This window comes from Pseudomonas sp. SJZ103, assembly GCF_007828335.1.
Lineage (GTDB): Bacteria > Pseudomonadota > Gammaproteobacteria > Pseudomonadales > Pseudomonadaceae > Aquipseudomonas.
The window spans coordinates 1-22,881 of record NZ_VIUN01000022.1 but is presented as its reverse complement, the minus strand read 5'-3'; the positions used below and the strand labels follow the sequence as shown (position 1 = coordinate 22,881).

The 22,881-nt window shown below is 61.1% G+C and carries 19 protein-coding genes and 1 riboswitch; of the genes, 3 read left to right on the top strand and 16 right to left on the bottom strand.

Going from position 1 to position 22,881, the window contains the following annotated elements:
• Positions 1-64 precede the first annotated feature (64 nt).
• Both alaS and ltaE read right to left on the bottom strand, forming a co-directional pair.
• Positions 65-2,683, bottom strand: coding sequence for an alanine--tRNA ligase (gene alaS, locus FBY10_RS29640; RefSeq protein WP_131697789.1), 2,619 nt, complete (start codon positions 2,681-2,683; stop codon positions 65-67).
• A 146-nt stretch (positions 2,684-2,829) separates the two neighbouring features.
• Positions 2,830-3,834 (bottom strand): low-specificity L-threonine aldolase, encoded by a 1,005-nt coding sequence (ltaE, locus tag FBY10_RS29635; protein WP_145338714.1) that lies wholly within the window; start codon positions 3,832-3,834, stop codon positions 2,830-2,832.
• A gap of 191 nt (positions 3,835-4,025) precedes the next feature.
• Positions 4,026-4,195, top strand: a riboswitch (FMN riboswitch).
• Positions 4,196-4,308: 113 nt separating this feature from the next.
• On the opposite strand from ltaE, the gene FBY10_RS29630 reads away from it, so the two are divergent.
• Positions 4,309-4,818, top strand: coding sequence for a 6,7-dimethyl-8-ribityllumazine synthase (locus FBY10_RS29630; RefSeq protein WP_065926190.1), 510 nt, complete (start codon positions 4,309-4,311; stop codon positions 4,816-4,818).
• 132 nt (positions 4,819-4,950) lie between these two features.
• Here the strand turns inward: FBY10_RS29630 and astE are convergent, their stop codons facing one another.
• From astE to acs, 14 genes are all read right to left on the bottom strand, one after another.
• Entirely contained in the window at positions 4,951-5,955 is a 1,005-nt protein-coding gene (gene astE, locus FBY10_RS29625; protein ID WP_131697791.1) for a succinylglutamate desuccinylase, read from the bottom strand.
• 11 nt (positions 5,956-5,966) lie between these two features.
• Positions 5,967-6,257, bottom strand: coding sequence for a hypothetical protein (locus FBY10_RS29620; protein ID WP_053140059.1), 291 nt, complete (start codon positions 6,255-6,257; stop codon positions 5,967-5,969).
• A 37-nt stretch (positions 6,258-6,294) separates the two neighbouring features.
• On the bottom strand, positions 6,295-7,641 hold the full coding sequence (gene astB / locus FBY10_RS29615; RefSeq protein ID WP_131697792.1) for an N-succinylarginine dihydrolase: 1,347 nt from the start codon (positions 7,639-7,641) through the stop codon (positions 6,295-6,297).
• Positions 7,642-7,796: 155 nt separating this feature from the next.
• Positions 7,797-9,266, bottom strand: a complete 1,470-nt coding sequence (astD, locus tag FBY10_RS29610; protein ID WP_167655186.1) for a succinylglutamate-semialdehyde dehydrogenase — start codon at positions 9,264-9,266, stop codon at positions 7,797-7,799.
• Positions 9,263-10,288 carry an arginine N-succinyltransferase gene (gene astA, locus FBY10_RS29605; RefSeq protein ID WP_145338715.1) on the bottom strand — a complete coding sequence of 342 codons (1,026 nt, stop codon included), beginning with the start codon at positions 10,286-10,288 and terminating at the stop codon, positions 9,263-9,265. Before astA ends, astD begins: the two co-directional genes overlap by 4 nt.
• 49 nt (positions 10,289-10,337) lie before the next feature.
• Positions 10,338-11,357: an arginine/ornithine succinyltransferase subunit alpha gene (gene aruF / locus FBY10_RS29600; RefSeq protein WP_131697795.1), complete on the bottom strand. Its 1,020-nt coding sequence runs from the start codon at positions 11,355-11,357 to the stop codon at positions 10,338-10,340.
• Between the two features lie 214 nt (positions 11,358-11,571).
• Positions 11,572-12,792 carry an aspartate aminotransferase family protein gene (locus tag FBY10_RS29595; protein ID WP_131697796.1) on the bottom strand — a complete coding sequence of 407 codons (1,221 nt, stop codon included), beginning with the start codon at positions 12,790-12,792 and terminating at the stop codon, positions 11,572-11,574.
• A gap of 247 nt (positions 12,793-13,039) precedes the next feature.
• A complete protein-coding gene (gene argR, locus FBY10_RS29590; protein ID WP_131697797.1) occupies positions 13,040-14,020 on the bottom strand; it encodes a transcriptional regulator ArgR in 981 nt (326 codons plus the stop codon).
• A gap of 159 nt (positions 14,021-14,179) precedes the next feature.
• A complete protein-coding gene (locus FBY10_RS29585) occupies positions 14,180-14,944 on the bottom strand; it encodes an ABC transporter ATP-binding protein (protein WP_017138428.1) in 765 nt (254 codons plus the stop codon).
• Between the two features lie 27 nt (positions 14,945-14,971).
• Positions 14,972-16,084, bottom strand: a complete 1,113-nt coding sequence (locus tag FBY10_RS29580) for a succinylglutamate desuccinylase/aspartoacylase family protein (RefSeq protein ID WP_145338716.1) — start codon at positions 16,082-16,084, stop codon at positions 14,972-14,974.
• Between the two features lies 1 nt (position 16,085).
• On the bottom strand, positions 16,086-16,784 hold the full coding sequence (locus FBY10_RS29575) for an ABC transporter permease (protein ID WP_145338717.1): 699 nt from the start codon (positions 16,782-16,784) through the stop codon (positions 16,086-16,088).
• Entirely contained in the window at positions 16,781-17,470 is a 690-nt protein-coding gene (locus FBY10_RS29570; protein ID WP_010208305.1) for an ABC transporter permease, read from the bottom strand. The genes FBY10_RS29575 and FBY10_RS29570 overlap by 4 nt, the downstream gene beginning before the upstream one ends.
• A gap of 92 nt (positions 17,471-17,562) precedes the next feature.
• Positions 17,563-18,348, bottom strand: coding sequence for an ABC transporter substrate-binding protein (locus FBY10_RS29565; RefSeq protein ID WP_145338718.1), 786 nt, complete (start codon positions 18,346-18,348; stop codon positions 17,563-17,565).
• A 634-nt stretch (positions 18,349-18,982) separates the two neighbouring features.
• Positions 18,983-20,938: an acetate--CoA ligase gene (acs, locus tag FBY10_RS29560; protein ID WP_131697800.1), complete on the bottom strand. Its 1,956-nt coding sequence runs from the start codon at positions 20,936-20,938 to the stop codon at positions 18,983-18,985.
• Positions 20,939-21,349: 411 nt separating this feature from the next.
• On the opposite strand from acs, the gene FBY10_RS29555 reads away from it, so the two are divergent.
• Positions 21,350-21,619, top strand: coding sequence for a DUF2790 domain-containing protein (locus FBY10_RS29555; protein ID WP_027607759.1), 270 nt, complete (start codon positions 21,350-21,352; stop codon positions 21,617-21,619).
• 579 nt (positions 21,620-22,198) lie between these two features.
• Positions 22,199-22,881, top strand: a 683-nt coding sequence (locus FBY10_RS29550; protein WP_145338719.1) for a ribonucleotide-diphosphate reductase subunit beta, incomplete at its 3' end; no start/stop codon positions are given.

Here is a 22,881-nt window from a genome sequence, read left to right as displayed (position 1 = left end):
CCTAATATCCAATCAACCAGCACAGAACAGCCCGTGACTAGACCACGGACGGGTTAACAGTGCCTTAAATACCTGCCTCGACAAATGGCACGGTCAGGGCCAGGGCCGCATCCAGGGCGCTGGCGTCTACACCACCGCCTTGCGCCATGTCCGGACGACCGCCGCCCTTCCCGCCCACTGCCGCGGCGGCTTGCTTCATCAAATCACCGGCCTTGAGTTGGCCAGTCAGGTCTTTGGTTACACCGGCAACCAGCACGACCTTATCCTCATGGACACTGCCGAGCAGGATCACTGCGCGGCCGAGCTTGTTCTTCAACTGATCGACCAGGGCCAACAGCGCCTTGCCGTCCTGGCCGTCCAGGCGTGCAGCCAGGACTTTCACGTCCTTGACGTCAACGGCCGAAGCCGACAGATCGTCGCCCGCAGCGCTGGCCGCCTTGGCTTGCAATTGCTCCAGCTGTTTCTCCAGCGCGCGATTGCGCTCCAGAACGGCGGACAACTTGTCGATCAGGTTGTCGCGGCTGCCCTTGACCAGGCTGGCCGCTTCCTTGAGTTGTTCTTCAGCCGCATTCAGGTAGGCCAGGGCCGCAGCACCGGTCACCGCTTCAATACGACGTACGCCCGACGCCACGCCACCTTCGCTGATGATTTTCAGCAGGCCGATGTCGCCGGTACGGTTGGCGTGGATACCACCACACAGTTCCACCGAGAAGTTGCCCCCCATGCTCAGTACGCGCACGTTGTCGCCGTACTTCTCGCCGAACAGCGCCATGGCGCCCTTGGCCTTGGCAGTCTCGATGTCGGTTTCTTCGGTTTCTACCGGGGTGTTCTTGCGCACTTGCGCGTTGACGATGTCTTCCAGGGCCTTGATCTGCTCCGGCTTGATCGCTTCGAAGTGACTGAAGTCAAAACGCAGGCGCTGGCTGTCGACCAACGAACCCTTCTGCTGGACGTGCTCGCCGAGCACCTGGCGCAGCGCGGCGTGCAGCAAGTGCGTGGCCGAGTGGTTCAGCGCGGTAGCATGGCGTACGTCAGCGTCGACCTGGGTGTCCACCGGCGCACCGACCGTCAGGTTGCCCAGCACCAGCACACCGTGATGCAGGAACGCACCGCCGGTCTTGGTGGTGTCACGCACCTCGAAACGACCGGAGGTCGAGCTCAGGAAACCACAGTCACCGACCTGGCCACCGGACTCGGCGTAGAACGGCGTCTGGTCCAGGACCACAACCGCTTCTTCGCCTTCGCTCAACACGTCGACCGACTTGCCATCTTTATAAATGGCAACGATCTTGGCCGAGCCCACGGTCGCCTTGTACCCGGTGAACTCGGTGGGCACGTCAACCTTGACCAGGGTGTTGTAGTCCAGGCCAAAGGAACTGGCGGAACGGGCGCGCACGCGCTGGGCTTCCATCTCACGTTCAAACCCGACTTCGTCGACGGTCAGCTCGCGCTCACGGGCGATGTCGGCGGTCAGGTCCATCGGGAAGCCATAGGTGTCGTACAGCTTGAACACGACATCGCCCGGCACCACGGTGCCTTTAAGCTCAGCCAAATCCTGTTCCAGAATCTTCAGGCCGTGCTCCAGGGTCTTGGAGAACTGCTCTTCTTCAGCCTTGAGCACACGCTCGATGTTGTCCTGCTGCTGCTTGAGTTCCGGGAAGGCATCGCCCATCTCGGCAACCAGCGCGGCCACGATCTTGTAGAAGAAGCTGCCGGTGGCGCCCAGCTTGTTACCGTGACGGCAGGCGCGACGGATGATGCGACGCAGCACGTAGCCACGGCCTTCGTTGGACGGCAGTACACCGTCGGCGATCAGGAAACCACAGGAACGGATGTGGTCCGACACCACCTTGAGGGACGACTGGCTTTCATTGGCACAGCCAATGGCCGCGGCCGACGCGCTCAGCAGGTTGGTGAACAGGTCGATCTCGTAGTTGGAGTGAACGTGCTGCATTACCGCACTGATCCGCTCCAGGCCCATGCCGGTGTCCACCGACGGCGCTGGCAGCGGATGCAGCACACCATCGGCGGTGCGGTTGAACTGCATGAACACGTTGTTCCAGATCTCGATGTAACGGTCGCCGTCTTCTTCCGGCGAGCCCGGTGGGCCGCCCCAGATGTCGGCGCCGTGGTCGTAGAAAATCTCGGTGCATGGGCCGCACGGGCCGGTATCGCCCATGGTCCAGAAGTTATCGGACGCGTAAGGCGCGCCCTTGTTGTCGCCGATGCGAATCATGCGCTCGGCGGGCACCCCGATTTCCTTGGTCCAGATGTCATAGGCTTCGTCGTCCGTCGCGTAGACGGTCACCCAGAGTTTTTCCTGGGGCAGCTTCAGCACGCCGGTCAGGAAGGTCCAGGCGAAGGTAATCGCGTCTTTTTTGAAATAGTCACCAAAGCTGAAGTTACCCAGCATTTCGAAGAACGTGTGGTGGCGGGCGGTGTAGCCGACGTTTTCCAGGTCGCTGTTCTTACCGCCGGCACGTACGCACTTCTGGCTGCTGGTGGCGCGGGTGTAGGCGCGCTTTTCCTGGCCCAGGAAGCAGTCCTTGAACTGGTTCATCCCCGCGTTAGTGAACAGCAGGGTGGGGTCATTGCCTGGGATCAAGGAGCTGGAGGCGACACGGGTGTGACCTTGCTCTTCGAAGAAGCGAAGGAAGGCTTCACGGATTTCTGCGCTTTTCATTAGGTTCTTCCACGGAGGCTGCGGCCAAAGGCCAGTGCGCAACATCATCAGACGGAGCGACGGCAAAAGGCCGCATTATATCGGCCCTTTGCCGGTGGTACAGCGTGTTTATGCGATAGAGAGGTTCAATTAGACGGTCTGCACGCTCATTTGCGCGAAAAATCGACGAATGCCTCGAGCACTTGCTCAATCTGCGCCCGGCTGACATCCAGGTGAGTCACCATCCGCAGGCGCGGTGCGACGCTCAACTTGATCCCGCGCTCGGCGGCAAACGTCTTCAAGGCCTGGGCCTGATCGCCGATCTGCACATAGACCATGTTGGTCTGCACCGGCTCCACCGCGTAACCGGCGTTGCGCAACTCATCGCCCAACCATTGCGCATTGGCATGGTCATCGGCCAGGCGCTGCACCTGGTGATCCAAGGCGTACAGCCCCGCCGCCGCCAGGGAACCGGCCTGGCGCATGCCACCGCCGACCATCTTGCGCAAACGGCGGGCCTTGGCGATCAACCCCGTGGAGCCGCACAGCACCGAGCCGATCGGCGCACCGAGGCCCTTGGACAGGCACACCGACACCGAGTCGAAATGCTGGGCGATCTCCCGCGCATCCACGCCCAGCTTGACCGCCGCGTTGTAGAGTCGCGCGCCATCCAGATGCAGGGCCAGGCCATGCTCGCGGGTAAACGCCCGCGCCTTCGCCAGGTAGTCCAGCGGCAGCACCTTGCCCTGCATGGTGTTTTCCAGGGCCAGCAGGCGGGTGCGGGCGAAGTGGAAATCGTCGGGCTTGATGGCGTCGAGCACCTGATTCAGGTCGAGGGAGCCATCCGCCTGCACGTCCAACGGTTGCGGCTGGATCGAACCCAGCACGGCCGCCCCGCCGCCTTCGTATTTGTAGGTGTGGGCCTGCTGGCCGACGATGTATTCCTCGCCACGCTCACAGTGGGCCATCAGCGCCAGCAGGTTGCTCATGGTGCCGGTGGGCACGAACAGCGCGGCCGCAAAGCCCAGGCGCTTGGCCAGCTCGGCCTCCAGACGGTTGACGCTGGGGTCTTCACCGTAGACGTCATCGCCGATGACGGCGGTGGCCATGGCGTCGAGCATGCCGGCGGTGGGTTGGGTCACGGTGTCGCTGCGCAGGTCGATCACAGACATGAAACAAGCCTCGAAGGGGTTCATTAAGATTCTTATGAGGATGATTACTGCGGGCAAAGCCGCGGAATATCAAGCCCCGCGCGTTCTCAATCGAATACCAACCAAACAAACCGATATAGCCTATCGATACGGCGCTCGTGCAGTTTATGAAAAACCATGTTAAAAACTCTCCGCCGCCAGGGTTCTGGTGGCAACGTTCTCAGGGCGGGGTGCAATTCCCCACCGGCGGTAATTGCACGCAATGTGCATAGCCCGCGAGCGCTTGGCGCCTCGAACTGCTCACGCAGGACGGCGACAAGGTCAGCAGACCCGGTGTGATCCCGGGGCCGACGGTCATAGTCCGGATGAAGAGAGAACGGGATTGGCACCTAAGGGCCGCACGCTGACCTCATGCCTGCATGACTCGGCGGTTCGTACCCTTAAATCCCATTCGATTCATAACGCCCTGTTTTTTTCTTAAACAGGAGTCAGAACATGCAACCCACCGCAATCGACAGCAAAAGCAAAAACCATCACGGCGAGCGCGTCGCGTTTATCCAGGCCTGCTGGCACAAGGATATTGTCGACCAATCCCGCAAAGGCTTCCTCGCCGAAATGATCGCCCAGGGTTACCAGGAGTCGGACATCGATTTCTTCGAAGTCGGCGGCGCCTTTGAAATGCCCCTGCACGCCAAGCTGCTGGCCAAGACCGGTCGTTACGCCGGTATCGTTGCCGCCGCGCTGGTGGTGGACGGCGGAATCTACCGTCACGAGTTCGTGGCCCAGTCGGTGGTCAGCGGCCTGATGCAGGTGCAGCTGGAAACTGAAGTGCCGGTGTTCTCGGTGTCCCTGACCCCGCATCACTTCCATGCCGGCAGCGAACACACCGCATTCTTCCATGAGCACTTCGTGCACAAGGGCCAGGAAGCTGCGCGTACGTGCGCCGACACCCTGCACAAGGTGCGGGCGATCCGTCGCAGCGAGCCACGGGCTGTAGCGGTCTAATCAACACCGCAAAATAAAATGTGGGAGGGGGCTTGCCCCCGATGGCGGTGTCTCAGCTCCGGATGAGCTGACTGACACACTGCTATCGGGGGCAAGCCCCCTCCCACATTTGGATCAGGTTAAGGCTCAGATCTACGCCAGCCCGGCCTCTGTGGTCGGCACAATCAATATCCCTGCCCGCAAGCCATTCTTCACCTTCGGGTTGGGGAAGATGATGCGCGCACCCTCCTCCTCGATCACCCAACGGGTCTTGGCCACGTCTTCGGCCAGCAGATAACCCTTTTCCAATTCCGAAAAGTTTTCCACGTCCGCCGGCAAGTGCAGCAGGAAAGCATCACTGTGCTTGATGACTTCCCGCGACACAGCGAACAGTTTCAACCCGTCCAGGCTGTCAGTCTCAGGCTCGGTGCCTTCGATGATCTGCTTGAGGCGCAGCTCCAGGCGGGAAACGTTCACGCCCTGGTTCTGCCCAAACGGCCGCGCCTTGCCCAGCTCGAGGGTGAAGGCCTCGGCCTCCAGCTGCTCATAGGTAAACGCGGTGAAGGTGATCGAGCTCTTGTTCTGCAGCAGCACCGCTTGCATGCCGGCAGCGTTCAGGCGCGCCAGTTCATGGCGTGAATGCTGGCGGCCCTCCTTCCAGGGGTACAGCGCAAACTGCTCGATCTTCGAGCCGCGAATGGCGGTGTGCAGGTCGTAATGCAGGCGCGAACGGCCTGGCTGGCTGAAGAAGCTGCGGGCCAGCTGTTCAAGCTCGGCGGCGCGCATGGCTTCGGGGCCGATGTTTTTTTCATGCCGGCCGTTGAACAGCCGGTTGACGTCCAATTCAAGGTAACGCTCACCGCGACGCATGGCCTCGGGGTTGCCGAACAGGAACAGAATACGGGTACGGGGTTTGATCTCCCCACGGGCGATGCCATGCACCAGGCGGTCGAGCAATTCGATCGGCGCGGTTTCGTTGCCATGGATGCCGGACGACAGCAGCAGGTCGCTGCCATTGTCCGTTGCTTGCGGCGGGCGCACTTCGAGTGCGCCCTCGCTGAGCCAGCGCATCTGCACGCCGTCGACAGTCAGTTGAATTTTTTGCGCCGGTTCGCGACCGGCGAGGGTCAGTTCAAGCAGTTTGCCAAGGGCGAGCATACGCAGCTTCCTTAGTGGTTGCAGCCTGGGCCGTGGACGTGATCGTCGTCATCACCTTCAACGTCGGCCGGTTCCATTTCCAGTTGCAGGCTCATCAGGTTGGTGGCCAGTGGGCGCATCAACAGGTTGGCGTATTCGGAGTCGCCTTCTTCCACGTCAACACCGATCAGCAGCTGGCCACGGCCGTCGTGCTGGATCCAGATTTCCTTACCCTGCCAGACCACCGCGACGCGGGTGCAGGAGGTTTCCAGCTGGGTGCCGTCGGTGTCTTCAAGGATCAGTTGCAGGGTGTCGGTGGTCATAAATAATTCTCAGCCATAGGGTGTAAAAGAGGTGGCGTTAATTGATCTGGAAAGGATAAACCGAGCCCAGTTTAAGGATTTGCGTCAGTTCATCCAGTGCCGTCCGGCACTCAAGCAGCAATTGCGGGTCAGCCAGGTCGGTTTCGCGCAGGCTGTCGCGGTAGTGCTTGTCGACCCATTGGGCCAGTGTGTCGTACAACGGCGCGGTCATGATAACCCCTGGGTTCACCGCTGCCAGCTCGGTTTCGTTCAGGGCCACGCGCAAGCGCAGGCAGGCCGGGCCGCCGCCGTTCTGCATGCTTTGCTTGAGGTCGAAGACTTTTACTTCGCGGATCAGCCCAGCGGAGGCCGTCAGGCCTTGCAGGTACTGCCACACGCGCTCGTTGGCGCGGCATTCTTCCGGCACGATCAGCAGCATCGAGCCGTCGGCACGGGTCAGCAACTGGCTGTTGAACAGGTAGGAACGTACCGCGTCCTCGACGCTGACCTGGGCACGCGGCACACACACCGACTGGAAGTTGCCGCCCAGCTTGCCCAACTTGCCCTGCAACTCGGCCAGCATCTGTTCGGTATGGAGGAATGCGTCCTCGTGATAGAACAGCACCTCGCCGTTGCCCACCGCGATCACGTCGTTGTGGAACACGCCGGCATCGATCACCGCCGGGTTCTGCTGGGCGTAGACCACGCCTTCATCCTTCAGGCCGTGCAGGCGGGCGACCGCCTGGGAGGCTTCGAGGGTCTGGCGCGCCGGGTACTTCTGCGGGGCCGGGTAACGAGGGTCGAACGCGCTGCGCCCGAACACAAAAAACTCCACGCCCGCCTCGCCATACTCTCGGCAGAAACGCGTGTGGTTGGCCGCGCCTTCGTCGCCGAACTGCGCCACCGCCGGCAACGCGGCGTGATGGGCAAAGTGTTTCTGGTCGGCAAACATCGCCCCCAGCACGCGGCTGGTGGTCGGGTGTTCGATGCTGCGGTGGTATTTGCAGTTGAGGTTGGCGGCGGTGAAATGCACGCGGCCATCTGCCGTGTCGGCGCTGGGGCTGACGGTGGCGGCGTTGGCCACCCACATGCTCGATGCCGAGCAGCTGGCTACCAACAACGGCATGGCCTGCTTGGCCGCCTGCTGGATGACCTGGGCGTCGGTGCCGCTGAAACCGAGGTTGCGCAACGCCGCTACGTCCGGACGCTCCTGGGGCGCGAGCACGCCTTGCACAAAGCCCATGTCCATCAGGGCTTTCATTTTCTGCAGGCCCTGCAACGCCGCTTCCTTGGGGTTGGAATGCTGCTGGCTGTTGCTCTGGGACGCGACGTTGCCGAAGGACAAACCGCCGTAGTTATGGGTCGGCCCCACTAGACCGTCAAAATTGACTTCATAGGATTTCATCGGCGAGGCTCCACGAACATCTGTTTTTATAGGCATCAAAAGTCTTCAACACACCACAAATCCAGTGTGAGGGGGGCTTGCTCCCGATAGCAGTCTGTCAGTTGATCAATCAGGTGACTGACACACCGCCATCGGGAGCAAGCCCCCTCCCACATTTAGATCAGCGTAATGCCGGGGGTTAGCGTGGCAGGCACCACCAGGCTCGGGGTCTCCAACGACGCCACCGGGTACGCACAATAATCCGCCGCATAATACGCACTGGCGCGATGGTTACCCGAGGCCCCGACCCCACCAAATGGCGCGGTGCTGGCGGCGCCGGTCAGCTGTTTGTTCCAGTTGACGATGCCGGCACGGCTTTCCAGCCAGAACTGCTGGTAACGCGCTTCGGAATCGGACAACAGGCCAGCGGCCAGGCCGTACTGGGTGTTGTTGGCTTCGGCAATCGCCGCCGCGAAATCAGCGTAGCGGATCACCTGCAACAGCGGGCCGAACAGCTCTTCGTCTTCGCGCTCGGTCACACCGGTCACGTCGATGATGCCGGGGGTCAGCAAGGCGGCCTGGTCCTGTGGCTGGGTCATCTCCAGCAGCGCCACGGCGCCATTGGCCAACATCAGCTCCTGGGCGTCCATCAAGGCTTTTGCCGCTGCCAGGGAAATCACCGAGCCCATGAACGGCGGCGGTTGCTGGTCAAACGCGCCGACTTCAATCGTCGCGCTCACCGCCACCAGCCGCGCCAGCAACGCATCGCCCCAGGCGCCTTCCGGCACCAGCAAGCGACGGGCACAGGTGCAACGCTGGCCCGCAGAGATAAACGCCGATTGGATGATGGTGTAGACCGCCGCATCCACGTCGGCCACCTCGTCCACCACCAGTGGGTTGTTGCCGCCCATTTCCAAGGCCAGGATCTTGTCCGGACGCCCGGAGAACTGCTGGTGCAGATGGTTGCCGGTGCGGCTGGAACCGGTGAAGAACAAGCCGTCGATACCTGGGTTGGCCGCCAACGCAATGCCGGTTTCCCGCGCACCTTGCAGCAGGTTCAACACGCCTGCCGGCAAACCGGCGTCGATCCAGCACTGCACGGTCAGCTCGGCGACTTTCGGGGTCAGCTCGCTGGGTTTGAACAGCACGGTGTTACCCGCCAGCAACGCCGGGACGATATGCCCGTTAGGCAGGTGACCCGGGAAATTGTAAGGACCAAACACCGCCACCACGCCGTGGGGCTTGTGGCGCAATACGGCGGTGGCGTCGCCCAGGGGGCCGCTCTTCTCGCCGGTACGCTCGCGGTAGCTTTGCACCGAGATCGCGATCTTGTTGGCCATGCTGGTGACTTCGGTGGCCGACTCCCACAGCGGCTTGCCGGTCTCTTCGCCGATGCAGCGGGCGATTTCATCGGCGCGGCTTTTCAGGGTCGCAGCGAAGGCTTCCAGCACGCTGATGCGTTCTTCCAGCGGGCGCCGGGCCCAGGCCGGGAACGCCTGGCGCGCGGCCTGCACGGCCGACTCGACCTGCTCGACCGTGGCGCCATTACCGGCCCACAGCACCTGCTGGGTCACCGGGTTACGCGATTCAAACAGTTCACCCTGGCCAGCCAGCCAGCTACCTGCGATATACAGCGAATTCATTATTTCGACTCCCGAGCAGCGGACAACGGTACGGCACGCACTTGATCACCCGCCACCAGTTGCAGGCGCTTGGCGGTTTGCGGGTCGACCACCAGCGTGCCTGCCGCCAGGCGCGCCGGGGCGGCGGTGATGCGGCAATCTTCGCGTTTGCGGTTATGGATCAGGAACGGCGTGGCGTCGTCCCCCGGTGTGCCGATGGCCAACACCAACGATTGGCTGTCGCGCACCGCACGGATCTTGGCGGTCTCGCACTCCACCGCCGGGCCGGCGTCGAAAATATCGACATAGCCCTGGTAGCTGAAGCCTTCGCTCTTGAGCATGCTCAGCGCCGGCTCGGTGTCCGGGTGGACCTTGCCGATCACGTTGCGCGCGTCTTCGGAGAGGAAGCAGCTGTACAACGGAAACTTGGGCATCAGCTCAGCGATAAACGCCTTGTTGCCCACCCCGGTCAGGTAGTCGGCCTGGCTGAACTCCATCTTGAAGAAGTGCCGACCCAGGCTTTCCCAGAACGGCGAACGCCCGGCGTCGTTGGACACGCCACGCATCTCAGCGATGATCTTGTTGCCAAACAGCTGCGGGAACTCGGCGATAAACAGCAGGCGCGCCTTGGCCAGCATGCGGCCGTTGAGGCCGTTGCGGTAATCGGCATGCAGGAACAACGAGCACAGCTCGGAATTGCCGGTGAGGTCGTTGGCCAAGAACAGCGTCGGAATCTCACGGTAGATATTCAGTTCCTGGGAGGCGCTGACCGTCAGGCCGACCCGGAAGTTGTACCAGGGCTCGCGCAGGCCGACAGCACCGGCGATGGCGGAAATCCCCACCACGCGGCCTTCGTCGTTTTCCAGCACGAACAGGTAGTCGGCATCTCCGCGCCCGGCGTCGCCGCGAAAGGTTTTTTCGGCCCAGCCAACCCGGTGGGTCAAGCGCTCATCGTTGGCCGGCAAGGTGGTGAGGCCGGTGCCGGTGCTGCGCGCCAGATCAATCAGGGCCGGTAAATCGCTGCTGCGTACGGGACGAACGATCATGCTATCTCCTCAGACGGGCCGCTGCTGCCAGCCACCCGCGAAACTCTGTTTATACCGCTACCAGGCGCACACTCGCGCCTTCGCCAACGCCCAGCGCCTCGGCCGCTGCCAGGTCCAGGGTCACCGGCTTGCCGGGCGCGTAGTCCAGCTCCAGCATGACCGCGCGGTAATCCTGCAACTGCGCGTTGCTCACCAGGTACTGGCGGCCGACACCCTTGACCATCTCGCCGATCTTCACCGGTACCACGCGGCTCTGGGCGATCGAGCGAATGCCCGAGACCCGTGCGTGCAGCGTCGGACCGCCGTCGAAGATGTCGATGTAGTGGTCAGTCTCGAAGCCTTCGCGCATCAGGATGTCGAAGGTGATCTGTGCACGCGGGTGCACCTGGCCCATGGCTTCCTGGGCTTCGTCCGGCAACAACGGCACGTAGATCGGGTAATGCGGCATCAGCTCGGCGAGGAACGTACGGCTTTTCAGCCCGCACAGGCGCTCGGCGGCGGCGTAGTTGAGGTCGAAGAAGTTGCGGCCGATGGCGTCCCAGAACGGTGAATCACCGTTCTCGTCGCTGTAGCCGACAATCTCGGTCACCACCGAGTCGGCAAAGCGCTCGGGGTGGCTGGCGACGAACAACAGGCGGCCACGGGAATTGAGTTCCGACCACGGCGAACCGACCAACTCCGGCACCACATAAAAGCTGGTGAGCAGGCTGTTGCCGGTGAGGTCGTGGCACTGGGAAAGCACGTGAATCTTGTTGTGGATCTTCAGCTCGCGGGAGGCGTGCACGAAGGTCTCGTTACGAAAACTGTAGAAAGGCTCCGAATAACCGGCCGAGGCGACAATGGCCGAGCAGCCCACGAGCTTGCCGGTCTCGGTGTCTTCGAGCACGAAGAAATAGCTTTCTTCACCGTTGAAACTCACCTCGGCCGCGAAGGACGCTTCGCTGGCGGCGATCTTGTCGCTCAGGCGTTCCACATCATCCGGCAAGGAGGTGACACCAATCGGGCTGTCCGCAGCCAGACGCTGTACCTCGCCCAGATCAGCCATTTGCGCGGGGCGCATCACCAGCATGGTGTCACTCCTTAACTCTAGAACTCACAGAAAAAAAATACCGAACAGGTCAGGAACACCACATATCTTCATGTGGGGCATATTCCAGTGTGGGAGGGGGCTTGCCCCCGATAGCGGTGTATCAGTCACCAGATGCATCAACTGACAGATTGCTATCGGGGGCAAGCCCCCTCCCACATTTTTGACCCAGTCCAGCCAGCAGAAGGTGTCGCTATCAGGCTTGGGTCAGCGTTTTTACCGCACGTTCGAAGCGATCCAGGCCTTCGTTGATGTCCGCGTCTTCCACCACCAGGCTCGGCGCAAAACGCACCACGTCCGGGCCGGCTTGCAGGATCATCAGGTTTTCTTTCTCGGCCGCGTTGAACACGTCCTTGGCCTTGCCTTTGAACGCATCGCTCAGTACGCAACCGATCAACAGGCCCATGCCGCGCACTTCGGTGAAGATGCCGTACTGCTTGCCGATCTGCTCCAGGCGCGCCTTGAACAGGTCGTGCTTGGCGTTGACGCCGGCCAGCACCTCTGGGGTGTTGATCACGTCGATGACCGCTTCGGCCACCGCACAGGCCAGCGGGTTGCCGCCGTAGGTGGTGCCGTGGGTGCCGACCACCAGGTGCTTGGCCAGGTCTTCGCGGGTGAGCATCGCCGCGATCGGGAAACCGCCGCCCAGGCTCTTGGCGCTGGTGAGGATGTCGGGTACCACGCCGTAGTGCTGGTAGGCGAACAGATGGCCGCTGCGGCCCATGCCGGTCTGCACTTCGTCGAACACCAGCAGCGCGTTGTTGGCGTCGCACAGTTCGCGGGCACCTTGCAGGTAAGCCAGTTCGGCCGGCAGTACGCCGCCTTCGCCCTGGATCGGTTCCAGCACCACGGCGCAGGTCTTGTCCGACACGGCGGCTTTCAACGCGTCCAGGTCGTTATAAGGGACATGGGTGATACCGGTGATTTTCGGCCCGAAACCATCGGAGTACTTCGACTGGCCACCGACGTTAACGGTGAACAGGGTACGGCCGTGGAAGCTGTTCAGCGCGGCAATGATCTCGTACTTCTCGGTACCGAAACGGTCGAACGCCACACGGCGGGCCAGCTTGAACGCGGCCTCGTTGGCTTCGGCGCCGGAGTTGCAGAAGAACACGCGCTCGGCAAACGTGGCGTCGATCAGCTTATGCGCCAGGCGCAGGGCCGGCTCGTTGGTGAAGACGTTGGAGACGTGCCACAGCTTGTTGGCCTGTTCGGTCAGCGCACCGACCAGCGCCGGGTGGGCGTGGCCTAATACGTTGACCGCGATGCCGCCGGCAAAGTCGATCAGCTCGCGACCCGCCTGGTCCCACACGCGGGAGCCAGCGCCACGCACGGGGATGAATGCGGCAGGTGCGTAGTTGGGCACCATGACCTGGTCGAAATCGGCACGTTGCACCGGGGCTTGCTCAACGGACATCGGAGTCTCCTGAAGAGGAACGCCTGCCTGGAACTGGCGGGCGATGCAGGGATTGTAAGGACAGTTTTCAGCGCGGCCTTGCCGCCAAGCGACAACTTCTTATAGCGCCAACCCCCGTTTTACGCGGGTTTACGCCAATGCGACAAATAGCGTCGCAATGGCGCAGTTTAAACGGATACTGGGGTTTTCGGCAGTCTGCAGAGCAGTGGCTCAATGGGCGCGACACATCACGTCGAGCGTGCACACTTCAACCGCGCTCGGAGGGCACCGACGAGAGTTCGAACGGGCTGCTGCTGCGCCGCTGGTTGCGGTCTTCGCGAGGGGTGGCGCCAAAGAAGTTGCGGTAGGCGCTGGAGAAGTGCGGCCCCGAGGAGAAGCCGCAGGACAGGCCGATCTGGATGATCGACTTGCTGGTTTGCATGAGCATCTGGCGGGCCTTGTTCAGGCGCAGTTCCAGGTAGTACTGGCTGGGGACGCGATTGAGGTACTGCTTGAAGATCCGTTCCAATTGTCGTCGCGACACGCACACGTGCTGGGCGATTTCATCGGTGGTCAGGGGCTCTTCGATATTGGCTTCCATCAGCAACACTGCCTGGGTCAGCTTCGGATGGCTGGAGCCCAGGCGGTTTTGCAGCGGAATGCGCTGGCGCTCGCCGCCTTCGCGGATGCGCTCGACCACCAGTTCTTCGGAGACCGCACCGGCCAGCTCGGCACCGTGGTCACGGGCCAGTACCGCCAGCAGCAGGTCGAGTACCGACATGCCGCCGCAGGCGGTCAGGCGATCACGGTCCCAGTCGAACAGATGGCTGGTGGCGATGACCTTGGGGAAACGCTCGGCAAAATCATCCTGCCAACGCCAGTGCACGGCGGCGCGGTAGCCGTCGAGCAGGCCGAGTTGGGCCAACGGGTACACACCGGCCGACAAACCACCGATCACACAACCGGCCCGCACCAGTTGCTTGAGGGCGGTGCTCAGTTGCGAGGCGATCACGGCAGGCGGCTCGTCCGCCAGCAGGAACAGTTTCTGGAAGCCTTCCAGCTTGCCGGCCCACGGTTCGCCCGGCAGTTGCCAGGCGCCTTCGGTGGCCGGCTCGGCGAGCAAAAACGACAGCTCGTAGACCACGTCCGGATGCACCCGCTGAGCAACGCGCAAGGCCTCCTCAGCCAGCGCAAGCGTGAGTGCTTTTGTGCTGGGCCAAATCAGGAAACCAATTTTGTGGGCGGTCATGGAGTGCTATCCGAAGCGAAGAACGGTAATGAAGACAAAGGCCAATGCTAGCCCGTAAACCAACACAAAGCTTAAAAACGATAAAGATCCAATGTGGAGATCTAATGTGGGAGGGAGCTTGCCCCCCTCCCACATAAAAGCAACTTCAGCAGCAAGGGACTATTTCAAGCTGCCGGACAGGAACTGCTGCAACCGCTCGGACTGCGGGTTGACCAGCACTTCCCGCGGGTTGCCACGCTCTTCCACGATGCCTTTGTGCAAGAACACCAGCTGGTTCGACACTTCACGGGCAAAACCCATTTCGTGGGTCACCACCACCATGGTGCGGCCTTCCTGGGCCAGGTCCTGCATCACCTTGAGCACTTCGCCCACCAGCTCGGGGTCGAGGGCCGAGGTGGGTTCGTCGAACAGCATCACCTCCGGTTCCATCGCCAGGGCACGGGCAATCGCCACACGCTGCTGCTCGCCACCGGACATATGACCCGGGAACGCATCCTTGCGATGGCCCACGCCAACCTTGGCCAGGTAGTGCTCGGCCTTTTCACGGGCGTCTTTTTTCGACATGCCCAGCACGTGCACCGGCGCTTCCATCACGTTTTCAAGGGCGGTCATGTGCGACCACAGGTTGAAATGCTGGAACACCATCGACAGGCGCGAGCGCATGCGTTGCAGTTGTTTAGGGTCGGCGGCCTTCATGGCGCCGTCCTTGTTGGTCACCAGTTTCAGCTCTTCGTTATTGAGCAGGATCTTGCCGGCGTGGGGTTGCTCCAGCAGGTTGATGCAGCGCAAAAAGGTACTTTTGCCCGAACCACTGGAACCGATGATGCTGATCACATCACCGGCCGCGGCGGCCAGGGACACGCCTTTGAGCACTTCATGACTGCCATAGCGTTTATGCAGGTCTTGGACTTCAAGTTTGTACATGCGGTCGGTTCTCACAAAAACAGGTGGTCAGTCGTTGAGCAAGCGCCCGTGACGCAGCGCTTCGCGCCCCGCCACCTTGGCCAGCCAGAAACCCGCTTGGGCATAACGTAGCCGTTCAACGGCAAACAACACCCCCGAGGTGCCCGCGCAGATAATGCTCACGCGGTCTTCCAGGGGATCAATCACTTCAAAAATCGGCTCGCCCTTCTCGATCCAGTCTCCGGCTTTACGCAGGTAACTGATCACCCCGGCATGGGGCGCGAACAGCAATTCGGTGCCTTCGAAGGGCACGCCTTCGCACGGCTCGTGTTGCGGCGCCGGCCATTCACCCTTGATCAGGCCTTGTTCGGCGAGAAACGCGAGGATGCCTTCGGCGTGGAAGATCGCTTCGTCACGGCCGGTGTCCGCTTGACCGCCCAACTCCAGCGTCGTCGCCAGGCAGGCCAGCGGGACCTGCGCGTCGGGAAAGGCGCGGGACAGACGCAGCCACGGCAACGAGCAAGCCTCATCAAACGAGCTGCCACCGGAATCTTCCGCGAGCAAACCGACTGTCACATTCAAGTGCGCCGACAACGAACGCCACTGCGGCCAGTGCTGGGGCAGCGCGTACATGTGCAGCGCGGCTTCGGCGTCGCAGTGCAGGTCGAGGACGATGTCGGCGCTGCACGCATGGCTCAGCAGGATGCGCTGCATGCCTTGCAACTGGCTGCCTGGCTCAGGCAATGCGTTGAGCACATCGGCCATCGCCTGGCGAATCATGCGCACGTTGGCGTGAGGGTCATCCCCCAGCTTGCCTGTGAGCAGCTCGGCCACCGGCTCGCTCAACTCAACGAAATCGCGGTTGAAATTCTTGCCGCTGCCCACCTCGAAACGGCCCTGGTGGCTGCCTTGCAGCAGCTGGCCCAGGCCCATCGGGTTGGCCACCGGCACCAGTTCGATCACGCCGTTGAGGGCACCTTGCGCTTCAAGTTCGGTGAGGCGTTTTTTCAGCTCCCACGCGGCGCGCATGCCGGGCAATTCATCGGCGTGCAGGCTGGCCTGGATATAGGCCTTGCGCTCGCCGCTGCCAAAACGGAACACGCTCAGTTGGCGCTCGCAGCCCAGGTGGCCCCAGGGCAACAGGTGATCGATACGTTCCATATCAGTGCTTCCGTGGAGCCAGGTAGCTCAGCCAGCGGCGCTCGGCCAACTTGAACAGGCGTACCAGGATAAAGGTCAGGCACAGGTAGAACACGCCGGCGGTGATGTAGGCTTCGAACGGCAGGTAGAACTGCGCGTTCACCGTGCGCGCGGCACCGGTGATGTCGATCAGGGTGACGATAGAAGCAAGACTGGTGGTCTGCAGCATCATGATCACTTCGTTACTGTACTGCGGCAGCGCGCGGCGCAGGGCCGACGGCAGCAGAATGCGGCGGTACAGCTTGTAGCGCGACATGCCCATGGCCTTGGCCGCTTCGATCTCGCCATTGGGGGTGGCCTTGAGGCTACCGGCAATGATCTCGGCGGTGTAGGCGCTGGTGTTGATCGCAAAGGCCAGGCACGCGCAGAAGGTCGCACTGGACAGCAGCGGCCACAGGAAGCTCTCGCGCACCGCTTCGAATTGCGCCAGGCCGTAGTAGATCAGGAACAGCTGCACCAGCATCGGCGTGCCGCGGATCACGTAGGTGTAGAGCCAGGCCACACCGTTGACGACCGGTTGCTTGGACACACGCATCAAGCCCAGGGGCAAGGCGGCGAGCAGGCCGAAGAACAGCGAGATGGCGAGCAATTTCAGGGTGATCAGCAGGCCGCCAAGGTACAGCGGCATGGCCTCCCAGATGACGTTGTAGTCGAAGATCATAGATCAGCCGCCCTTACGCCTACCGAGTAGCGCTTCTCAAGATGACGCAAGGCCAGCAACGACACGCTGGTGATCACCAGGTACATCGCCGCCACTGCGAGGAAGAAGGTAAAAGGCTCGCGGGTGGCATCAGCCGCCTGCTTGGCCTTGAACATCATGTCTTGCAGGCCCACCACCGAGATCAGCGCGGTGGCCTTGGTGAGTACCAGCCAGTTGTTGGTAAACCCGGGGATCGCCAGCCGGATCATCTGCGGCACCATCACCCGGAAAAACACCTGGAAGCTGCTCATGCCATACGCAAGGCCGGCTTCGGCCTGGCCCTTGGGGATGGCCATGAAGGCGCCACGGAAGGTTTCCGACAGGTAGGCGCCAAAGATGAAACCCAGGGTGCCGATACCGGCGGCCAAGGGGTTCAAGTCGATATAGTCGTCATAGCCGAGCATCGGCGCGACGCGGTTAAGCAGGTCCTGACCACCGTAGAAAATCAGCAGGATCAGCACCAGGTCGGGGATCCCGCGGATCACCGTGGAGTACAAGTCACCCAGCCAGGCCAACCAGCGCACCGGCGACAGGCGTAACGCGACCCCGATCAGACCCAGAACAATGGCCAAGGCCATGGACGACAAGGCGAGCTGAAGCGTCAACCATGCGCCATCGAGGATGACGGCCCCGTAGCCTTTCAACATGATTCAGGTCCTCGAAAAGGGGGATGAAAAAATGGCGCAAACCGCAGGAATTCTGTTGCTTGCGCCATTTCAGGACAGACAGCTGCGAGTACTTACTTGGCTTCAGGGCCGTAAATATCGAAGTTGAAGTACTTTTTCTCGATTTCTTTGTACTTGCCATTGGCACGGATCGCGGCGATGGCAGCGTTGATACGGTCCAGGTTTTCCTTGTCGCCTTTGCGCACGGCGATGCCTATGCCGTCGCCGAAGTACTTGGCGTCGGTGAACGCCGGGCCGGTGAACGCATAGCCTTTACCGGCTGGCGTATCGAGGAAACCTTCCTGCAACAGGGTGGCGTCGGCCACGGTACCGTCGAGGCGACCGGCTTCCACGTCGAGGTAGATTTCGTTCTGCGAACTGTAAGGAACAACGGTGGCGCCTTTAGGTGCCAGGACTTCCTTGGCGAAACGGTCGTGGATCGAACCGCGCTGTACGCCGATCTTCTTGCCTTTGAGCTCATCCAGGCTGTCGCTGACCGCAGTGCCTTCCTTCAACACCAGGCGCGCTGGGGTCAGGTAGTAGCGGTTGGTGAAGTCCACGGACTTCTTGCGGTCTTCGGTGATGGACATGGACGACAGGATCGCGTCGATCTTGCGCACTTTCAAAGCCGGGATCAGGCCGTCGAACTCTTGCTCGACCCAAGTGCACTTGACCTGCATCTCTTCGCACAAGGCGTTGCCGATGTCGTAGTCAAAACCGACGATGCTGCCATCCGGCGCCTTCGAGGCAAACGGAGGGTAAGCCGCTTCGATACCAATTTTCAGAGGCTTGCCTTCAGCGAAAGCCTGCATGGACAACACGGACAGCGCCAGGGCGCCCAACAGCACGAGTTTCTTCATCTTGGGACTCCATCGGTATAGGGCAAAACAGCAGTATGAGCCATGGCCCACGATGCGACTGAGTGAAACCGAATAGCGGTGCTGCGTCCTACGCGAGTGACTGCATGCGACGACGAGCGAGTGATCGGCATTCTAACGACAGGCCGGAAGCCGATATTTCCTCAATGCGACAACAATTTACAGAAGCACTGAGAAAGCGGTTCCAGCACATTGACAGCCTCTGGATTTTATGCAGAGACAAAAGATATTAAACCTGTTGATGCTGCAAATTGCGGGCCTATTATTCGCAAACCCTTCTAGCACGGCAAGTGTGGCGTTTAATCTTATTGCCGGGGGTGTCTAAAGCGCGGTTTTTCGGGGCATAAGCGTAGCCCTTTGCCTCATGTTTGGGCGAGGGGTTACACATTTGTGCCACTCGGTAACATTCAGAAACCTCCTACGCAAAAAACCGATATTTATTTGACTGGTGGTCATGCGGATCTGTCAGACCCTCCCCCATACCCACCTTGGAATGAAATCCAAATGTGGGAGGGGGCTTGCCCCCTCCCACAGAGGATCTCCAGTGGTTTTGAGAAACCACAAAAAAGCCCCACTCGGCATACACCGAATGGGGCTCTTTCCCACCTACCCCGCCTTACGCGACGTTCATGGTCTTGTGGGTCTCAATCAAATGCGCCACTACGCCTGGGTCCGCCAGGGTGGAAATATCGCCCAAGCCGTCGTACTCGGCCGTGGCAATCTTGCGCAGGATGCGACGCATGATTTTCCCCGAGCGCGTCTTCGGCAAGCCCGGTGCCCACTGGATCACGTCCGGCGAGGCAATCGGCCCGATTTCCTTGCGCACCCAGTTCTTCAGCTCCAGGCGCAGGGCTTCGGTGGGTTCTTCGCCATTCTTCAGGGTCACGTACACATAGATGCCCTGGCCCTTGATGTCGTGGGGCACACCCACCACCGCCGCTTCGGCGACTTTAGGGTGGGCAACCATGGCGCTTTCGATCTCGGCGGTGCCCATGCGGTGGCCGGATACGTTCAACACGTCATCCACGCGGCCGGTGATCCACCAGTAGCCGTCTTCATCGCGACGCGCGCCGTCACCGGTGAAGTACATGCCACGGAAGGTCTTGAAGTACGTGTCGACAAAACGGTCATGGTCGCCGTACAGGGTACGGGCCTGGCCTGGCCACGAGTCGAGAATCACCAGGTTGCCTTCGGCGGCGCCTTCGATGATGTTGCCCAGATTGTCCACCAGCGCCGGCACCACGCCGAAGAACGGCCGTGCGGCAGAACCCGGCTTGAGTGCATGGGCACCCGGCAGCGGGCTCATCAGGGTGGCGCCGGTTTCGGTCTGCCACCAGGTGTCGACGATCGGGCAACGGGATTGGCCGACGTTCTTGTAGTACCAGTCCCACGCTTCCGGGTTGATCGGCTCACCCACCGACCCCAACAGGCGCAGGCTGCTGCCATCGACGCCTTCGCAGGCGGCGGTGCCGGAAGCCATCATCGCGCGGATCGCGGTCGGGGCGGTGTAGAGGATATTGACCTTGTGCTTGTCGACGATCTTGCCCACACGGGTGATGTCCGGGTAGTTCGGCACGCCTTCGAACAGCAAGGTGGTCGCGCCATTGGCCAGCGGGCCGTAGACAATATACGTGTGGCCGGTGACCCAGCCGACGTCGGCGGTGCACCAGTAGACTTCGCCCGGGCGGTAGTCGAATACGCGCTCGTGGGTCAGGGCGGCGTACAACAGGTAGCCGCCGGTGGTGTGCTGCACGCCTTTAGGCTTGCCGGTGGAGCCGGAGGTGTAGAGGATGAACAACGCTTCTTCGGCGCCCATCTCTTTTGGTGCACACACGGTGCCCGCCACTTTCATCAGGTCTTCGTACCAGATGTCGCGATGCTGGTTCCACTTGATCGAACCATTGGTGCGCTTGCACACGATGACCTTCTGGATGCTGCTGGTTTCCGGGTTGGTCAGCGCGTCGTCGACGTTGGCCTTCAGCGGAATTTTCTTACCAGCGCGAATGCCTTCATCGGCAGTGATCACCACCTTCGACTTACAGTCGATGATGCGACCGGCCAGGGCCTCCGGCGAGAAACCGCCAAACACCACGGAATGGATCGCGCCGATGCGGGTACACGCCAGCATGGCGACCACGGCTTCTGGGATCATCGGCATATAGATAGTCACCACGTCGCCGCGGTGCACATCCTGGCCGCGCAGGGCGTTGGCGAACTTGCAGACTTCTTCGTGCAGCTCGCGGTAGGTGATGGTGCGGCTCTCGGCCGGGTCATCGCCCTCCCAGATGATCGCCGCCTGGTCGCCGCGCTCGGCGAGGTGACGGTCCAGGCAGTTGTAGGAAACGTTCAGGGTGCCATCGGCGAACCACTTGATGTCGACATGGTGATCGTCGAAAGAGGTCTGCTTCACCGCGGTGAAAGGCTTGACCCAGTCAAGGCGCTTGGCTTGCTCGCGCCAGAAACCGTCGGGGTTGACCACCGACTGCTGGTACATGGCCTTGTAGGTTGCCTCGTCGGTCAGCGTGTTGGCTGCTACTTCGGGGCGAACGGGGTACAGGGAAGCCGCACTCATCTTTCTTACCTCGGTGACATAGTTGTTGTTGTATGACCCAGTTGTATCCGGGGTGAGCCTATAGAACCATTCGACGATGGTAGTAACAAGACCCTACAAAATGCCCTGCTATCCCCGTTTGCCGCTCTGGCCCGCAGCCTGCGGGGCTTTGCGGGTAGGTGAAAAAACCTTTACCACGGGATTGTTACAAAAACCGCCAATAGTCTTTATCAAAAGCACGGGTATATGAATATAACCCGCAGGCCTAGAATCACTTCCGCCAACCAAGGCATTGTGATTAACACAACAGTGATTAACAACGTAACAGCCCCCACGAAGGCACGTTAATCCGAACTAACCAACCCTAAGTTACACACGTGGCCTCACAAGGGCCCCGTGGCCCCTTTCGCCCTGAAGAAGGTAAGTAAAGAAATGAAAGCTCTCGTAGTTATGGCCCTCAGCAGCTTGTGCGCCACCGCCGCCCTGGCCGACGAGGCCCCGACCGAGCTGGCCGGCCAGAACGCCCCGATTGTTGAGGATTACACCTACAGCACCAAGCTGGATGTGGCCAAAGTATTGTCCATGAGCACGATTCCGGAAGTTTGCGAAGTTGTACCGGTGAAGATGGAATATGAAGATTCCCAAGGTCAGCGTCATATCCTTAATTACCATGTCATGGGTAATGGTTGCTCTAACGGATAACAACTTCGTTAGTTGGAACAGACCCGGATCTTATTCGCCGCAAGAAATCGTTCTTGCGGCAAAGAACCGGCCCCAGGCACGACACGCGGTAAAGGTGGAAGGGGCTTGCTCCAGATAGCGGTCGTCACTCAGCCCAGGCCCTCCCTTCCTGCCCTCAAAAAGCCCTCCTCTCCCCCCCACGATAAATAGCCCACCGCCCGTCAAAAATTTCCTACCCCATCAACCCCCCGCAAACCCTCACTCTGGCTCAAATAGCCGCCTTTTTGTCTCTGATCCGAGACCATCCGCCGCAACACAAAGCCGAATTTTTCCCTATAATGCGCGGGTAAATCGGGCCTGCAATATCCCTTTACACTGGGACGAAGAGCCAGACCTTGAGCCCGCGCGGGAGCATGCACCTGTCGCTCCGCCCCTCAAGCCTCACGCAGAGCACCCGTTACCCAATTCCGTTTATTTGCCTGCGCGAGCTGTTGCAACAAACGATTCCTTAAGATCCACCGGGCCCTGGGGCCGTGTGAACACCCAACCATCCGGTTTCACACGGGCACCTTTGAGCCCTCACGCAGGAGACGACACGTCATGCTGAGCTGGGACGAATTCGACAAAGAAGAAGACGGCGAAGTAGCCACCAAAGGCGCCAACGCCGGCCACGCCACCGAAGCCAACATGGACCGCCTCGACGGTGCCGGCGCCGCTGCCGCCATCGAAGCCCGCGCCGTCACCGCCAGTGACTCTGCCGCCATCGTGCGCGCCAAGGCTGCCCTGGACAAACTCGACGTCGCCGAAGGCCTCGCCGAACTCGAAGGCGCCTCCGCCCGCGTCGCCGTTGACGAAAAGCGCATGATCAACTGCCGCGCCGACCTCAACCAACTCGTGCCCTTCAAGTACGACTGGGCCTGGCAGAAGTACCTCGACGGCTGCGCCAACCACTGGATGCCGCAAGAGGTCAACATGACCGCCGACATCGCCCTGTGGAAAAACCCCGAAGGCCTGACCGACGACGAACGCCGCATCGTCATGCGCAACCTCGGCTTCTTCTCCACTGCGGATTCGTTGGTCGCGAACAACCTGGTGCTGGCCGTGTACCGCCTGATCACCAACCCGGAGTGCCGCCAGTACATCCTGCGCCAGGCCTTCGAAGAAGCGATCCACACCCACGCCTACCAATACTGCATCGAATCGTTGGCCATGGACGAAGGCGAGATCTTCAACATGTACCACGAGATTCCATCGGTCGCCAAAAAGGCAGCCTGGGGCCTGAA

Excerpts from the sequence above, each read along its gene's own strand:
- FBY10_RS29620 (WP_053140059.1), bottom strand. The coding sequence starts at position 6,257 with ATGACCACCGACACCCTGCAACTGATCCTTGAAGACACCGACGGCACC.
- aruF (WP_131697795.1), bottom strand. The coding sequence starts at position 11,357 with ATGCTGGTGATGCGCCCCGCGCAAATGGCTGATCTGGGCGAGGTACAG.
- acs (WP_131697800.1), bottom strand. The coding sequence starts at position 20,938 with ATGAGTGCGGCTTCCCTGTACCCCGTTCGCCCCGAAGTAGCAGCCAAC.
- argR (WP_131697797.1), bottom strand. The coding sequence starts at position 14,020 with ATGACCGCCCACAAAATTGGTTTCCTGATTTGGCCCAGCACAAAAGCA.
- astE (WP_131697791.1), bottom strand. The coding sequence starts at position 5,955 with ATGCTCGCCCTTGGCAAACTGCTTGAACTGACCCTCGCCGGTCGCGAA.
- FBY10_RS29575 (WP_145338717.1), bottom strand. The coding sequence starts at position 16,784 with ATGATCTTCGACTACAACGTCATCTGGGAGGCCATGCCGCTGTACCTT.
- FBY10_RS29565 (WP_145338718.1), bottom strand. The coding sequence starts at position 18,348 with ATGAAGAAACTCGTGCTGTTGGGCGCCCTGGCGCTGTCCGTGTTGTCC.
- FBY10_RS29570 (WP_010208305.1), bottom strand. The coding sequence starts at position 17,470 with ATGTTGAAAGGCTACGGGGCCGTCATCCTCGATGGCGCATGGTTGACG.
- FBY10_RS29585 (WP_017138428.1), bottom strand. The coding sequence starts at position 14,944 with ATGTACAAACTTGAAGTCCAAGACCTGCATAAACGCTATGGCAGTCAT.
- ltaE (WP_145338714.1), bottom strand. The coding sequence starts at position 3,834 with ATGTCTGTGATCGACCTGCGCAGCGACACCGTGACCCAACCCACCGCC.
- alaS (WP_131697789.1), bottom strand. The coding sequence starts at position 2,683 with ATGAAAAGCGCAGAAATCCGTGAAGCCTTCCTTCGCTTCTTCGAAGAG.
- astA (WP_145338715.1), bottom strand. The coding sequence starts at position 10,288 with ATGATCGTTCGTCCCGTACGCAGCAGCGATTTACCGGCCCTGATTGAT.
- FBY10_RS29630 (WP_065926190.1), top strand. The coding sequence starts at position 4,309 with ATGCAACCCACCGCAATCGACAGCAAAAGCAAAAACCATCACGGCGAG.
- FBY10_RS29595 (WP_131697796.1), bottom strand. The coding sequence starts at position 12,792 with ATGTCCGTTGAGCAAGCCCCGGTGCAACGTGCCGATTTCGACCAGGTC.
- FBY10_RS29580 (WP_145338716.1), bottom strand. The coding sequence starts at position 16,084 with ATGGAACGTATCGATCACCTGTTGCCCTGGGGCCACCTGGGCTGCGAG.
- FBY10_RS29555 (WP_027607759.1), top strand. The coding sequence starts at position 21,350 with ATGAAAGCTCTCGTAGTTATGGCCCTCAGCAGCTTGTGCGCCACCGCC.
- astB (WP_131697792.1), bottom strand. The coding sequence starts at position 7,641 with ATGAAATCCTATGAAGTCAATTTTGACGGTCTAGTGGGGCCGACCCAT.